Origin of the sequence: Candidatus Kaelpia imicola, assembly GCA_030765505.1 — a bacterium.
Classification (GTDB): domain Bacteria; phylum Omnitrophota; class Gorgyraeia; order Kaelpiales; family Kaelpiaceae; genus Kaelpia; species Kaelpia imicola.
Map to the genome: position 1 here is coordinate 58,287 of JAVCCL010000004.1, position 15,223 is coordinate 73,509.

Sequence of the window (15,223 nt, forward strand, 5' to 3'; positions counted from 1 at the left end):
CTTGATATTTCTGTTTAGAATATTTATCATGTCATTGTTTCAAGGAGATGTATTTTGGCTAAAATTTTAATTATTACAGGTCTATTAATGGTTGTTGTGGGAGGCTTTATTTTGGTCTTTGGAAAAATTCCATATTTCGGTAAGCTGCCTGGTGATATTGTAATTAAAAGAGGCAGTCTGACATTCTATCTTCCTTTTACAACATTGATAATACTAAGTATTGCTTTATCTATTATTATGAGATTTTTAATCAGAAAATGAAAAAGATATTACCTTTCCTTATCTTTGGATTATTCTTATTTTCCAAAAATGGTTTTTCTTTAGACGACTCTTTGAGAGTAGTTATTAAAAAAAATATCAAGAGCTGCCATCTTCTGGTTAAGGGAGATTACAGAGTACAGCTCCCTTTTACAGGGGAAGAGTTGGATAGAGGCAGGAATCTAAGGGTAGATATATCCGTAGATAATGGTAAAGGTATAAAGATTGGAGGAAGTTATTATAATGTTTTTGCAGTTGAAGTTTTACCGCAAAGAGATGGAGCTATCTACCTAGACTCCAGGCCCTATCGCGGAAAAGCGAGGTTTATAAGGGAAGATAATAGCCTGACTGTTATCAACATTGTATCGCTTGAAGACTATTTAAAGGGAGTTTTAGAGTATGAAGTTGCACATTGGTGGCCGATGGAAGCGCTCAGAGCTCAAGCTGTAGCTGCCCGCAGCTATGCATTATATATGAAAGAGATGAATAGGAATAAGAATTATGATTTAACATCCGATGTTCTATCTCAAGTTTACGGGGGCAAACTTGGTGAGCGTTGGCGTATAAAGAGAGCTGTCTTATCTACTAAAGGGTTAATATTGATCTATAACGGCAAGATTCTTCCTGCTTTTTACCATTCAACATGCGGCGGACATACGGATAATGTAAAACACCTCTGGAAGATGGAGACTCCTCCTCTTAGCGGGGTGAGCTGCGATTTCTGCCGTTACTCCAAGCATTACCGCTGGAATAAGAAGATAAAGGTCAAAGATTTCAAAGCTGCTCTTAGTAAGGCTGAATATAGTTTGAATAATATAGAGAGAGTTCTTGTTAAAGAGCGTTACGGGAGCGGTTACGTAAAGGAGATAGAGATCTTTGCAGATGGTAAGGAGTATCTTATCTTAGCTAAAGAGTTTAGGAGTATTCTAGGAGCAAATATTATAAGAAGCAGGAGATTTATACTTGAGAAGATAGACGGTGTTATAGATATTAAGGGTTACGGCTGGGGCCATGGTATTGGACTATGTCAGTGGGGTGCCTATGGTATGGCTAGAAAAGGATATGACTTTCGTGAGATCTTAGAGCATTACTATCCTGGTTCTGAAATAAAAAAGATTGTTTGGGATGAGAACTAGAATAGATTTAGAAGATTACAATTACAACTTAGATAGAGAGTTGATTGCATATTACCCAACTCAAAAAAGAGAAGAGTCTCGCCTTATGGTTTTAGATCGCAAGAGGGAAGGTATCGAAATTAAAATCTTTAAAGATATGCTAATCTATTTTAAGAAAGGAGATGTTTTAGTCAGAAATGTTTCGAAGGTGATTCCGGCTCGCCTGTTTGCAAATAGAGATATGGGAGGAAGAATAGAGATTCTTTTTCTCGGCCAGCCGATTAAAGGTGAAAATATTGTTTTAATGAAGTTAAGAGGTAGATTGAGGATGAATGAAGAGATATATCTTCCCGGAGATAAGAGAGCAATCTATATAGGCAGGCAAGACGGTTTTAATGTGATAAGACTTCTGTTTGATCCTGGATTTGACTATCTTCTGGAGTATGGGAATATGCCTCTTCCTCCTTACATAAAGAGAGAAGCCGAAGCATTGGATAGGGAGCGTTATCAGACAGTATATGCTAAGAATCCAGGTTCGGTTGCTGCTCCTACTGCAGGCCTCCATTTTAGCTTGGAATTGATCTCTAAGATAGAGTCTATCGGTGTAGATATTGTGGATCTCCTGCTGCATGTTAGCTATGCGACCTTCAAGCCTTTAGATAAGGTAGGTCTTGGCAGAGATAGGCTTCATGAAGAGCATTACGAAATGTCAGAGAAGAGCGCTTCTAAAATCAATAAAGCCAAAAAGGATGGCCGAAGGATTATAGCTGTTGGCACTACAACGGTTAGAGTTTTAGAATCGCAGGCATACTGTGAGGATGGAGATTTAGGGGTTAAACCTGGTGAAGGTATGACAGACATATTTATTAAACCGGGATATAAGTTCAAAATCATAGATGCTTTAATAACTAATTTTCACTTGCCTAGAACAAGTCTCCTGCTCTTAGTCTCAGCTTTTGCCGGGCGGGATCTTCTTTTCTCCGGATATAAGAAGGCGGTAGAAAGGAGGTTCCGGTTCTATTCTTATGGGGATGCCATGTTTATTGTCTAATCTGATTCTATGGTTTTAAGAGAGCGAATATCAGAGCATCTCGACTTTAAATTAAAAAAGTTGATTTTTTTCTTTTTTGCTGTACAATTTCATAAATTGCGAAGTTCTTTATATAATATAAGATGCTGGCGTAGCTCAGTGGTAGAGCTGGGGTTTTGTAAACCTCAGGTCGGGGGTTCGAATCCCTCCGCCAGCTTTTTGAAGAGATATTAAAATTTATGGGCAGGTACCCAAGTGGACAACGGGGGCAGACTGTAAATCTGCTGCCAACGGCTTCGGAGGTTCAAATCCTTCCCTGCCCATTCTTTTAATCTCTACTTAGAATTTTGTGTCCCTATCTATCCAATTGAAGTAATTAAAAAAGTCTGTTAATATTTTCTCTATGAAAGAAGAGTATAAGTCAGCACTGGATCAGATACGCCAGAAGTATGACGAGATTCTCTCTAAGCTATCTCAAGTTGAGATTTCTTCCAATTATGAGATCTGTCAGGAGTATGCTAAAGAGAGAGCTCGTTATGATAATGTTGTCGTTGCGGCTGAATTATTAGAGGATAGAGAGTTGGAATTGAAAGGGATAACGGAGATGTTAAATCAGAATGGTGTAGCTCAGGACATGAAAGAATTGGCAGAGGAGGAGAGAGAAAGAATTAGTACTGAGATAGAGGGTATCAACGTGAAGTTAGAGAGATTAATACTGAACACTTTTATATCACCTGAAGTCTATAAGAATATAATTTTCGAGATACGTGCAGGAACAGGAGGAAATGAAGCCGGACTTTTTGTTGCGGATCTATATAAGATGTATAGCCGGTTTGCTCAGAAACAGGGCTGGAGATTAGAAGTTATGGATTCAAATCCTACTTCTCTGGGCGGTTTTAAAGAACTGATATTTTCTATTTCAGGTAGAGATGTTTATCAGTATATGAAGTATGAGAGCGGGGTCCATAGGGTTCAACGTGTACCTTTAACTGAGACAGGGGGGCGAATTCATACTTCGGCAGTCTCTGTTGTTGTTTTGCCTGAACCGGAAGAGGTTGAAGTTAAGATAGATACTAAGGATTTAAAGATAGATACTTATAGAGCATCTGGGGCAGGAGGACAACATGTTAACGTGACTGATTCTGCGGTTAGAATTACCCATCTTCCATCAGGTATTGTTGTTGCCTGCCAAGATGAGCGTTCACAGATAAAAAACAGACAGAAGGCGATGAGAATCTTAAAAGCGCGATTATTAGATTTTCAGATAAGAACTCAGGAGAGAGAACGCGATGAGAAGAGACGTGTATCTGTTGGGACAGGAGATAGAAGCGAGAAGATAAGGACCTATAATTTTCCCGACAATAGAGTTACGGACCATAGAATAAACCTGACCCTGTATAAACTTGAAGGGATATTAAACGGAGATCTTGATGAGATTGTCGAATCTCTGATGATAGAAGAGAGAAAGAAGATGCTTAAAAAATTAAAGTTTAAGGGAAGCATAGATGAGAGCGGTTGATATTGTAAGCAGGTATAGCAGTGAGATTTCAAAGAGAGAAGCAGAGGAGATAATGCTTTCCGTTTTAAACTTTAAATGCCGAAGCGAGCTCTATATGGCTGAAATTAAAGATCTCCCTCTATATGAGATGGATTATTTTCTAAGCCAGAGAAAGAGAGGCATACCTTTACAGTATTTAACATCGAATGTTAATTTTTACGGCTTTGATTTCAACGTAGAAGAGGGTCTCTTTATCCCGCGTCCGGAAACAGAAGTCGTTGTTGATTATATAGCTAAAGAGTATTCTGGACATAAAAATCTGAAGATACTGGAGATAGGTACAGGGACCGGTGTAATAGCTATATGTTTGACAAAGTTATTTGACGATTGTAGAATTGTTGCCACCGATATCAGCTCTAATGCTATTCGTGTTGCATCAGAGAATGCAGTTTTAAATAGTTCTGCATTGAATATTTTGTTTGTAAAGGGCGATTCGATTGGATTTATTAAAAGGGAGAGATTTTTTGACCTTCTGGTTTCAAATCCTCCTTATATAGCATTTTCTCAAGAGAGTGTTTTACCTCCTGAGGTAAAGAGGGAACCCAGAGAGGCTCTCTTTGGAGGAGAGAATGGTTATGAGTTTACTCTTCAGCTGATAGCCGAAGCCTCTGCTGTTATAAAAAAAGGCGGTAGAATGATTATAGAGATAGACCCTGAGCATAAATTTATATATGAGAGTAGACTAATTAGGGTTAAAAAGTTGGATTTTATAGAGGATCTGGAACATAAAGAGAGAGTAATGGTTATAAGTTTTTAAAATGGACAAGATAAAGATAAGAGGTGTCAACAAGCTGGTTGGCAGCGTGGATATATCGGGAGCAAAGAACTCCCTGCTCCCGATTCTTGCTGCAACATTGCTTAGTGATGAAGAGTGCATTATAGATAATATATCCAATCTAAAAGATGTTAAGACTATGGTCCAGATTTTAGGGTGTCTGGGAGTATTGGTTAGAGAGGAAGGTAAGAGATTCTATGTAGAGCCAAGAGAATTTTTAGGCAATGAGGCATCTTATGAATTGGTTAAAACCATGAGAGCATCAATATGCATCTTGGGTCCTCTTCTGGCTAGAAAGAGAGAGGCGCGTGTCTCTTTTCCCGGAGGCTGCATTATAGGGCGAAGACCGATAGATTTACACCTTAAAGGATTAAAATCTTTGGGGGCAAAGATAGAGTGCAAACATGGCTATATTAATGCTGAAGCCAGTTCTCTTAAAGGCAGGCGTTTATATTTGGGCGGTCCTTTTGGTTCTTCTGTTCTTGCGACCGCAAACGTTATGATGGCTGCAACTCTAGCTGAAGGTGAGACTTATATAGAGGCTGCTGCCTCAGAGCCCGAGATTGCTGATCTGGCCGATTTTTTAAATAAGATGGGGGCTAAGATTGAAGGGGCTGGTTCTCCTATGGTAAAGATAGAGGGTGTTAAAAAGCTGCATGGAGCAAAGCATAGTGTTATACCTGACAGGATTGAAGCAGGTACCTATATGGTTGCAGCTGCTATAACAGGGGGTGATGTTTTTATAAAGAATGCCCGCGTAGAGCATCTCGGTGCTGTTATAGATACTCTTGATAGCATAGGTTGCATTGTTAACATAAAAGAGGATGGTATAGGGGTCAAATTTAATGGTAGCTTGAGTTCGTCTGAGATAACAACATTACCTTACCCAGGTTTTCCTACTGATATGCAGGCTCAGTTTATGTCGCTTCTTGCAGTCTCCGATGGAGTTAGTGTTATAACCGAGAAAGTTTTTCCTGAAAGATTTATTCATGTAGGGGAGTTAAATAGGATGGGAGCGGATATAAGCTTAGAGGGTCCTACCGCTATAATTAAAGGAGTAAGCAGTTTAAGCGCTGCTGATGTAATGGCTTCAGATTTGAGGGCTTCAGCGGCATTAATCTTAGCTGGATTGGTTGCAGAGGGTGATACTGTAATATCTAGAGTCTATCATTTAGATAGAGGTTATGAGAGAATAGTGGAGAAACTTAGAAGTCTGGGTGCCCAGATAGAGAGGGTAAAAGAATAAAACGTATTAGTGCAGTAAATTTAAATTCTAAGGAGGTAGGAGATGGCTGTTAAGATCAGGTTAAGAAGAATGGGTAAGAAGAAAGCTCCTCATTACAGGATAGTTGTAGTTGACTCTAGAGCTGCAAGAGACGGTAGGTTTATAGAACAGATTGGATCTTATGATCCCAGAAAAGAGGCTACTCAAGCCAAGATTGACAGGGAGAAGGCTATGGAGTGGATTAAGAAGGGTGCTCAGCTAAGTGAGACCGTTAAGTCTTTGATGAAAAAAAACGGCATGGATCCAGACGAGTTTAAAAAAGCGATAAAGAAGAAAAAGTAAGATGGTCATAGATGTTTTGACTCTCTTCCCAAGCATGTTTAAGTCGGTAATCTCTGAGTCTATATTAAAACGAGCTCAGGAAAAAGAGCTGGTAGACATAAACCTTCACGATTTAAGAGGCTGGACATCTGATAAGAGAGGTACTGTAGATGATAGACCGTTTGGCGGAGGACCGGGGATGGTCTTAAAGCCAGAGCCTATTTTTAAAGCTTTAAATGAGCTAAGAAGAGAGGATTCCTATGTTATTCTTCTTGGCCCTTCCGGGAAGAGGTTAGAGCAGAGCTATCTGGTAAAGTTAAGGTCTAGAAATCATATTATTTTGATCTGCGGTCATTATGAAGATGTGGATGAGAGGGTTAAAAAATATTTAATAGACCAGGAAGTATCTGTGGGGGATTATATATTGACTTGCGGGGAGTTGCCTGCAATGATAGTCATAGATTCCCTCGTACGTCTTCTGCCTGACGTTTTAGGCAATAAAGATGCAAATGAGCGGGAGTCTTTTAATAGAGGGTTGTTAGAGTACCCTCAATATACAAGACCGGCTGGTTTTAATGGTTGGAGTGTTCCGGATGTTCTTTTAAGTGGTGACCATAAAGAGATAGAACAGTGGAGATTTGAAAAGTCGTTGGAGAAAACAGAGAGATTGCGGCCGGATTTATACGATAATTTTAAAAAGAACAATAAAATATAAGGAGGAGAAGATGTCCGATATTATCAGAGAAGTAGAGCAGAAGTATAGTAAAGAAAAATTACCTGAATTTAATGTGGGAGATATTGTTAAGGTCTATATTAAAATACAGGAGGGAGAGAGAAGTAGGAAGCAGATCTTTGAGGGTATAGTTATCTCTATAAGGGGATCAGGTATAAGAAGGTCTTTTACTGTAAGAAAGATAAGCTATGGCGAAGGTGTAGAGAAGGTTTTTCCGCTGCATTCACCTGCCGTTGAAAAGGTAGCTGTTGTAAGAAGGGGAGATGTTAAAAAAGCAAAGCTTTACTATTTAAGAGAGAGAGTAGGTAAAAAGGCAACAAGAGTCAAAGAGAAGATAGGCGGTTCAAAAAGAGCAGCCAAGGAGAAAAAATAGAAAAGAGTTTTATAGAAAAAGGGTTCTCCTTGATTGCAGGGGTAGATGAAGTAGGGCGCGGAGCGCTTGCCGGTCCTGTTGTAGCAGCTGCAGTATCGTTTGGCAGGGAGGTATTAAAGAATAGAAGCAGCATCTTTAAAGGCGAGATAAAAGATTCTAAACTTTTAAGTGCTCGTAAGAGGGAAGAGTTGTTTTTTAAAATCTCTAAATTTGCTAAAGTTGCGACCTATAGTATCTCTCATCAGAAGATTGATGAGGTAAATATTCTGGAAGCTACAAAACTTGCTATGAAGGAAGCCATTCTCTCCCTGAGTCTAAAACCTGACTTAGTGCTTATAGACGGGAATATAACTCTGGATTTAAAGCTGGCTCAGGTTCCAATACCGGGAGGGGATAGAGTATGTTTCTCTATTTCAGCCGCCTCTATTATAGCCAAAGTGACAAGAGATAGGTATATGGTAGAGATGGATAATAAGTATGGCAATTATAATTTTGTTCAAAATAAAGGATATGGTACGAAAGAGCATATGGAATTACTTCGTCTTCATGGCCCATCTCCGATACATAGAAAGACATTTGCACCTCTAAAGAATAGAGCTTTTAAAGTATAGTGGTAAATTTTTCAGATTCTATTAATAAATAGAGAATTTAGGCAAAGAATATATTTATGCTGTAACTCTCTATTCCTATTGAGATAGCCAATGCCTGTCTACCGATAGGCAGAGTACTTGTCTCCGGTAGGGTAGAGCGCGGGACTGAAAATCCAATTCAGGAAAATTCTGTAACTTCCATAAAATTAAAAAATTAGATATAACTACTTCATAAATCAAGCAACTATTATCATGAATTCTTCACTTTATCATCTGTTTGGCTGTATTCTGGTCACATTTTGGTTGCAACCCCCTTCAATATGTTACACTACTTTTTACAGATTAAGATTCCAAAATTAGTAATATTGTTATATCCTATTGTATAGTTATATTTTAACTATATTTTTAAACCGGGATATTTTATGAAAGTTAAAAAGATTACAGATGTTGCAGATAGGATTGGATTAAGCAGCAAAGACTACTTGGCTTACGGGGATTTTAAAGCCAAGGTCAGATTATCTATTCGAGAGAAGGTCAAAAATAGAGAAGAAGGTAAGCTTATATTTGTAACCTCTATAAATCCTACTCCTTCAGGAGAAGGTAAGACAACAACATCTATAGGATTAACCCAGAGTTTAAATAGAATGGGTAGAAAGACCCTGCTCTGTTTGCGTCAGCCTTCGTTGGGTCCTGTCTTTGGTAGAAAAGGAGGAGCAGCGGGAGGTGGAAAAGCCTCTCTCTATCCGTTCTCCGATATAAATCTTCACTTAACAGGTGATTTTCATGCCATAGCTGTTGCTCATAACCTTTTGGCGGCTGTTATAGATAATCATATTTACTGGGGAAATAAGCTGGGCATCGATAGAGATAGAGTACTTTGGAATAGAGTTTTAGATGTAAACGATAGAACCTTAAGAGGAGTTTCTATTGGTCTGGGTTTGAAAGGTGAAAACTATCCTAGGAATAGCGGTTTTAAGATTACATCTGCGTCTGAGCTGATGGCTATACTTGCTCTTTTTAAAAACAGAAGAGATATCGAAAAAATGATATCCCGTATTATGATTGCTTACGATAAAGATGGTTCTCCTGTTTATGCCAGAGACCTAAAAGTTGTACCTGCAATATCACTTCTTTTAAAAGATGCTATGATGCCTAATCTTGTTCAGACCCAGGAAGGCGACCCTGTCTTTGTACATACCGGACCATTTGCTAATATAGCCCATGGTAACTCTAGCCTTGTAGCTACTGAGATGGCTTTAAAACTTGCAGATTATGTTATAACAGAAGGAGGTTTCGGTTCTGATTTAGGGTTTGAAAAATTTATAGATATTGTAGCCAGAAAGGGTAGTTTTAAAATATCCTCAGTTGTACTTGTAGTCTCTTTGCGAGCCTTAAAATATCATGGCGGGCTTAGTTTGGAAAAGATTAACAGAGCCAATAGTGCTGCCTTAAAAAAGGGATTGGTCAATCTTGCGCATCATGTTGGAATTGTACGCAGGTTCAATCTTGAGCCTATTGTCTGTATAAATAGGTTTAAGCAGGATAAAGATAGTGAGATCGAATCTTTAAAGAGGTATTGCTTCGGAGTTCTAGGGGTTGAAGTTGCAGTCTCTGATGTATATGCTAAAGGTTCTAGAGGCGGATATGAGTTGGCAGAGAAGGTTTTATCAGGTATCTCTTACAAAAAGAGTAAGATGAAAGTGCTTTATGGTTTGAACCAGACTCTTAAGGATAAAATTTTAAAAATAGCAGAAAATATCTATGGAGCTTCTGGAGTTGATTATACAGAAGAGGCAGAGAGGAAGATAGATTCATTTCAGAGCCTCGGTTACGGAAGACTTCCCGTGAGTATAGCCAAGACCCAGTTCTCTTTAACTCATAATCCGCGAATTAAAGGAGTTAAAAAGGATTGGAAGTTACTGATAAAAGATATTGTTATCTCAAGCGGTGCAGGTTTCTTGATACCGATTACAGGAGATATGCTTCTTCTGCCTGGACTGCCCGAACATCCGGTACTTGAGAACATAAAATTTTCTAAAGGTGAATATGAGGGACTTTTTTAATGGATAGAGTGATAGACGGTAGTTTAAAGGAGTATTTAGCAGGTTTAGGAGAGAAGATTCCGGCTCCGGGCGGAGGCAGCGCTACTGCTGCCGTGCTCTGTTGCGGGATATCTCTGCATAAGAAATGTTTGTTATACAGTTCTAGTAATTTCGAAAAAGAGAGTTTTAAAAATATAAAGTTATCTTTAGACCAGGCTATAGAGAAGGCCTTAGCTCTAATTGATAGAGATAGAGAGGTCTATCTAAAGTTAAATGATTTGATTAAAGATAGATCAGCCAATAAAGATGAGATTCAGGAAGCTTATCGTGATGCAGCATCTGTTCCTCTTGAGATGATCAGAATAGTCATAACTGTTCTTGATCTGATAAATAGATCTATAGGTAAGATTAAAATGATATTTGTTTCAGATATTATGGCTGCAATGAGTTTTTTAGAAGCTGTTTTTGATTCTGCTTTAATTTTCGTTGAAATAAATTTAAAATCTATCGATGTGAGTTTTAAGGAATTTTCGGGTTTTGATGAAGAAGAGATTAAAAAGCTGAGAGAAGATTTTAAAAGAATTGGTATAGAGCTAGAGAATGAATAATATAATAGATGGCAAAAATATAGCTTCGGTTTTAGCCGAAGGATTAAAAAAAGAATTCTCTTTACTGAAAGAGTCTTGTGATGTTAAAGCAAAGATGGCAGCTTTCTGCTTCAGCGATGATTCAGCTTCAGATATATACATAAAAGCCCAAGCTAAGATAGCAACTTATTTAGGGGTTGAATATCAGCTCTTTAAATTGGGACAGGATTTGAGTCTAACTGCTTTAAAACAGAAGTTTACTAATTCAAATGGCGATTCTGATTTAGATGGTATTATTATTATGCAGCCTCTATCGGATTCTCTTGATTACAGGTCATTGCTTTTGGATATGGATCCAGCTAAAGATATTGAAGGTGTCCATCCTGTAAATCTTGGTAATCTTATCTCTTCTGATTCAGTGTTGATACCGCCTACAGCTGCAGCTGTTATGAATATTTTAGATAGCTGTGTTGAAGATTATGTTGGTTCTGAGGTTGTAGTAATTGGACATAGTTATATAGTGGGTAAACCGTTGACTATGCTGCTTGCAGACAAGCTTGCAACTGTTACCCTCTGTCATATTGGTACCTCAAAGGTTAATAGATTAGAGGAACATGTTAAGAGAGCAGATATTCTTATTGCAGCCGTTGGTAAGCCTGGACTTATAAAAGGTGAATGGATAAAAGAGGGTGCTGTTGTTGTAGATGTAGGCATAAATAAGGTTGGTGCTGATATTGTAGGAGATGTTGAGTTTGAAAAAGCGAGAAAGAGGGCTAGCTATATTACTCCTGTTCCAGCGGGAGTAGGCCCCCTGACAACAGTTATGCTGATGAGGAATCTATTGTTGGCTCTTAAAAAGAGACGTAACATTAAAATCTAATCTATTCAAATGCAGATGAAATATCTTTTGGTTCTATTGCTTTTGGTAGCCAATAAACTTTATGCTCAAGATCTCTCCGTAAAATATTCTATGGATAGAGAGAGCATCTCTTTGGATGAGGTTTTAAAATACAGGATTTTAGTAACAGGAAGTTTTAAAACAACTCCGGCTTTACATGTTCCTGAGCTTCAGAATTTTAAGATTATCTCAAACAGGAAGATGAGCAAGGTTAGTATCTCTGCTGGAGAGATAGTATCTTCTGTAGAGTTTATCTTTATGCTCTCTCCGCTTAAAGAGGGGTTTTTTGAAATGTCCGGATTTAAAGTAGAAGCAGGAGACGTAGAGTATGAGGTTGAAGCTATAAAGATAAAGGTTAGTGGGAGTAAAGATAGCATCTTACCTAAAGAAGATAATGACGGCTCAGAGAATAGTGAAGAAAAAATTTGGCTATGAAAAACATTGCTTTCCTAAAAAATGTACTGTTTAATTCTATGGGACTTAAGAGAGGGGAAAACCTTCTCTTTATAACGGATAGACTGCTTTATCCAATAGCCGAACTCTTCTACAGCAACTCTTTAAAGTTGGGATCTGAATCCCTTCTCGTTAAGATACCCGATATGGAAATAGATGGTCAGGAGCCTTCATCTGTAGTGGCTAAAATCCTTAAGACTGCAGATGTTGCTTTGCTTATGACTTCAAAATCACTCTCACATACCAGAGCCAGAAAAGAGGCTTCTAAATCAGGAGTTAGAATTGCTTCTATGCCTGGGATAAGTTATGAGGTTGTAATGCGCAGTTTAAATCTGGACTATAGAGAGATTAAGCGTTCAGTCAAGAGAGTATCCGATAGGCTCTCTAAAGCCAGGAGGGCCAGGGTTTTGACATCCAAAGGTACCGACATATCTTTTTCAATAGAGAGTAGGGTTGGACTTGGAGATTACGGTATTTATAAAAAAAAGGGTGACTTTGGCAACCTTCCTGCAGGTGAGGCTTTTATAGCCCCTCTTGAAAGTTCAGCTAACGGTATCGTGGTCTTTGATGGTTCTATTGCTGGTTTTGGTAAATTGAGTAAAGATATAAAGGTCTGGATTGAGAGAGGTAAGCTTGTAAAGAGTAAGCCTGGTAAGTTTATGAATTCTATCTCTAGTTTTGGCGATAAGGCTTTAAACTTAGCAGAGTTTGGAATAGGTTTAAATCCCAAAGCTAAGGTTACAGGTAATGTATTAGAAGATGAGAAAACTCTTAATACAGCCCACTTTGCATTTGGAACCAATAAAAGTTTTGGCGGTAGAGTAAATGCCGGGATACATATCGATGCGGTTTTCTTTGACCCTCAGATATATTTAGATTCCAAGAGATTGAATATTTCTTAGCCTAACTCAAAATAGAAATGACAGGAGTTGTTAAAGTTTCTTCTCTATGCTAAAATCTCATCTATTATGAAGATATTAATTATAGGCGTAGGTAATGTTGGTGCTCACATAGGATACCTTATGCTATTTACCGATTTTATTGATGAGGTATTGATATATGATATTCAGAAAGATATTTTAAAAGGTAAGGTTTTAGACCTCTCTCATGCCGGGGGTGTATTAAAAAAAGATATTAGGTTTACGGCAGTTGAAGATCTAAATACGGTAGAGGCAGATATTGTAATTATAACAGCCGGTATGCCGCGCAAAGAAGGAATGAGTAGGTTTGACCTTCTTGAGGTTAATACCAAGATATTAGATCAGGTAATAGGCGGTATGAATAGACGTCTTATTGACGAATCTATATTTGTGATAGTCTCTAATCCGGTCGATGTTCTAACATATTGTTTTCATAATAAGACTGCTATTGATAGAAAAAGGCTTATTGGTATGGCTGGTGCTTTAGATAAGGGTAGATTTAGGTATTATTTGAGTAAGAATACAGGAAAGAATATTACAGAGCTTGAACCTCAGGTTATAGGTTCACATAGTAAAGATATGCTCTGCATCTTTGATACTAATGGTGAAGAGATAGAGCTTTCTAAAAGAGAGACAAAAGAGGCAGGGGCTACAATTGTCTCTTACTATAAGGGCGGCAGCGCTTATTTTGCCCCAGCCGCTGGAGTTAAAGTTGTATTAGATGTTATATTAAGCGATAGAAAAGAGATAGTTCCTTCTGTAGCTATTTTAGATGGGGAATATGGCTATAGCGATATAGCATTTGGTGTTCCAGTTGAAATATCGTCAAATGGAATCGAGAAGATTATTGAATTAGATTTAGATCAGTTTCAGAAAGAAGATTTAGATAAATCAATAAAAGGGATCAAAGAATCCTTGAGTTTTCTTAAAAAAAGAGGGATTTTGAGTTGATATGAGAAACGTAGAGCTTGCGGTAATCGGTGCAGGTCCCGGAGGTTATCAGGCTGCTCTTCTTGCCGCCGCTTCTGGTATAGAGACTCTATTAATTGAGAAACAGTATCTTGGAGGGGTCTGTCTTAATTGGGGTTGTATTCCAACAAAGTATTTTCTAAATCAAAGCGAAAAGTATCTCCAGATAAAAAAGTCTAGAAACTTTGGCTTAAAAGAGAATTCTTTAAATCTAGACTATAAGTTGCTTAAAAAAGAAAAAGACTTATTAGTAAAATCTTTACGAGATGGTATTAAGTTTTTATTGGATAAGAGAGGTGTGGATTTAATATTTAAAGAGGCAGAGGTCTTATCATCAAGCCGTATTCTGATCAAAGATGGAGATAGCTCTGAAGAGATAGAAGCAGGGAATATAATAGTTGCGACAGGTTCACGGCCTAAACCTCTTAAAGGTATAGAGTTTGACAATAAGAGAGCATTCTCATCTGATACAATATTAGACTTAGATTATATCCCAAAATCAATCACAATAATAGGGGCCGGAGTAATTGGGGTTGAATTTGCTTCTCACTTCTCCCGGTTAGGTAGCGAGGTAAGTTTGATTGAAGCTATGGATAGTATCTTGCCTAATGTGGAGAGAGAGCTTTCAAAGGTAATAGAGTCTCGACTTATCAAGCAGGGTGTTAAGATGTATAGTTCTTCTGAGGTGGTTGATCTTAAAAAGAGAGAAGAATCTATAGAGTTAAATCTTTCTTCAGGGGATAGACTATCGTCACAGATTGTACTTGTTGCTGCATCCAGAGAGCCTAACGTAGAAGTTTTAGATAATACCGGTGTTGATTTAAAAAATAAGTTTGTTACCGTCCGTTCTAATACAGAATCATCCCTTAAAAATCTTTATGCTATAGGGGACTTAATTGGCGGGTCTATGCTGGCCCATAGTGCAAGCTATGGGGCTCATGTAGCAGTCTCAAATATAGCTGGGATCAAAAAAGAGCTGGACTATTCCTCTATACCTAATTGCATCTATACGGATCCGGAGATTGCCTACATAGGTTTAAAAGAGAGAGAGGCTAAAGAACGAGGTTTTAAGGTAAAGATTGCGAAGTTCCCTTTTAAGGCACTAGGTAAGGCAAGGGCGGTATCAAAGACAGAAGGTTTTGTTAAAATCATTGCGGATGAGAGCAGCAAGGTGATATTAGGAGCAGGGCTTGCCGGATCTTCTGTTACAGAACTGATAACAGAACTGACCATGGCTATAAAGTTTAAGATTCCTTATTCTGAACTTATAGACGTTGTGCATCCGCATCCTACACTAAGTGAGGCTATTGGTGAAGCTTTGGCGATTTTAAACGATAAAGCTATACACTATATATAAATATTAGCTTGATTTAATT

At 38.1% G+C, this 15,223-nt stretch carries 17 protein-coding genes and 2 tRNA genes; all 19 read left to right on the plus strand.

Annotated features, from left to right (window positions below; translation table 11 throughout):
• Positions 1 to 54 precede the first annotated feature (54 nt).
• Positions 55 to 261, plus strand: a complete 207-nt coding sequence (locus P9L98_00790; GenBank protein ID MDP8215847.1) for a DUF2905 domain-containing protein — start codon at positions 55 to 57, stop codon at positions 259 to 261.
• Positions 258 to 1,394: a SpoIID/LytB domain-containing protein gene (locus P9L98_00795; protein MDP8215848.1), complete on the plus strand. Its 1,137-nt coding sequence runs from the start codon at positions 258 to 260 to the stop codon at positions 1,392 to 1,394. The genes P9L98_00790 and P9L98_00795 overlap by 4 nt, the downstream gene beginning before the upstream one ends.
• On the plus strand, positions 1,384 to 2,424 hold the full coding sequence (queA, locus tag P9L98_00800; GenBank protein MDP8215849.1) for a tRNA preQ1(34) S-adenosylmethionine ribosyltransferase-isomerase QueA: 1,041 nt from the start codon (positions 1,384 to 1,386) through the stop codon (positions 2,422 to 2,424). Before P9L98_00795 ends, queA begins: the two co-directional genes overlap by 11 nt.
• Before the next feature lie 124 nt (positions 2,425 to 2,548).
• Positions 2,549 to 2,620: transfer RNA gene (locus P9L98_00805), tRNA-Thr, on the plus strand.
• Positions 2,621 to 2,644: 24 nt separating this feature from the next.
• Positions 2,645 to 2,726 (plus strand) — tRNA-Tyr (locus P9L98_00810).
• An 80-nt stretch (positions 2,727 to 2,806) separates the two neighbouring features.
• Positions 2,807 to 3,922, plus strand: coding sequence for a peptide chain release factor 1 (gene prfA, locus P9L98_00815; GenBank protein ID MDP8215850.1), 1,116 nt, complete (start codon positions 2,807 to 2,809; stop codon positions 3,920 to 3,922).
• Entirely contained in the window at positions 3,909 to 4,718 is an 810-nt protein-coding gene (prmC, locus tag P9L98_00820; GenBank protein MDP8215851.1) for a peptide chain release factor N(5)-glutamine methyltransferase, read from the plus strand. Before prfA ends, prmC begins: the two co-directional genes overlap by 14 nt.
• Position 4,719: 1 nt before the next feature.
• Positions 4,720 to 5,982 carry a UDP-N-acetylglucosamine 1-carboxyvinyltransferase gene (murA, locus tag P9L98_00825; GenBank protein ID MDP8215852.1) on the plus strand — a complete coding sequence of 421 codons (1,263 nt, stop codon included), beginning with the start codon at positions 4,720 to 4,722 and terminating at the stop codon, positions 5,980 to 5,982.
• Positions 5,983 to 6,024: 42 nt separating this feature from the next.
• On the plus strand, positions 6,025 to 6,303 hold the full coding sequence (gene rpsP / locus P9L98_00830; protein ID MDP8215853.1) for a 30S ribosomal protein S16: 279 nt from the start codon (positions 6,025 to 6,027) through the stop codon (positions 6,301 to 6,303).
• Between the two features lies 1 nt (position 6,304).
• Positions 6,305 to 6,997: a tRNA (guanosine(37)-N1)-methyltransferase TrmD gene (gene trmD, locus P9L98_00835; protein MDP8215854.1), complete on the plus strand. Its 693-nt coding sequence runs from the start codon at positions 6,305 to 6,307 to the stop codon at positions 6,995 to 6,997.
• A gap of 10 nt (positions 6,998 to 7,007) precedes the next feature.
• The gene (gene rplS / locus P9L98_00840) at positions 7,008 to 7,388 is read left to right on the plus strand and encodes a 50S ribosomal protein L19 (protein MDP8215855.1); all 381 of its coding nucleotides are present in this window, start codon (positions 7,008 to 7,010) and stop codon (positions 7,386 to 7,388) included.
• 29 nt (positions 7,389 to 7,417) lie between these two features.
• Positions 7,418 to 7,999: a ribonuclease HII gene (locus P9L98_00845; GenBank protein MDP8215856.1), complete on the plus strand. Its 582-nt coding sequence runs from the start codon at positions 7,418 to 7,420 to the stop codon at positions 7,997 to 7,999.
• A 401-nt stretch (positions 8,000 to 8,400) separates the two neighbouring features.
• Positions 8,401 to 10,041, plus strand: coding sequence for a formate--tetrahydrofolate ligase (locus P9L98_00850; protein MDP8215857.1), 1,641 nt, complete (start codon positions 8,401 to 8,403; stop codon positions 10,039 to 10,041).
• A complete protein-coding gene (locus tag P9L98_00855; GenBank protein MDP8215858.1) occupies positions 10,041 to 10,628 on the plus strand; it encodes a cyclodeaminase/cyclohydrolase family protein in 588 nt (195 codons plus the stop codon). Before P9L98_00850 ends, P9L98_00855 begins: the two co-directional genes overlap by 1 nt.
• Positions 10,621 to 11,487, plus strand: coding sequence for a bifunctional 5,10-methylenetetrahydrofolate dehydrogenase/5,10-methenyltetrahydrofolate cyclohydrolase (locus P9L98_00860; GenBank protein MDP8215859.1), 867 nt, complete (start codon positions 10,621 to 10,623; stop codon positions 11,485 to 11,487). Before P9L98_00855 ends, P9L98_00860 begins: the two co-directional genes overlap by 8 nt.
• Positions 11,488 to 11,502: 15 nt before the next feature.
• On the plus strand, positions 11,503 to 11,940 hold the full coding sequence (locus P9L98_00865; GenBank protein MDP8215860.1) for a BatD family protein: 438 nt from the start codon (positions 11,503 to 11,505) through the stop codon (positions 11,938 to 11,940).
• On the plus strand, positions 11,937 to 12,860 hold the full coding sequence (locus P9L98_00870) for an aminopeptidase (protein MDP8215861.1): 924 nt from the start codon (positions 11,937 to 11,939) through the stop codon (positions 12,858 to 12,860). Before P9L98_00865 ends, P9L98_00870 begins: the two co-directional genes overlap by 4 nt.
• Positions 12,861 to 12,926: 66 nt before the next feature.
• Positions 12,927 to 13,829, plus strand: coding sequence for a hypothetical protein (locus P9L98_00875; protein ID MDP8215862.1), 903 nt, complete (start codon positions 12,927 to 12,929; stop codon positions 13,827 to 13,829).
• Position 13,830: 1 nt separating this feature from the next.
• Positions 13,831 to 15,204, plus strand: coding sequence for a dihydrolipoyl dehydrogenase (gene lpdA, locus P9L98_00880; protein ID MDP8215863.1), 1,374 nt, complete (start codon positions 13,831 to 13,833; stop codon positions 15,202 to 15,204).
• The last annotated feature ends 19 nt before the right edge of the window (positions 15,205 to 15,223 follow it).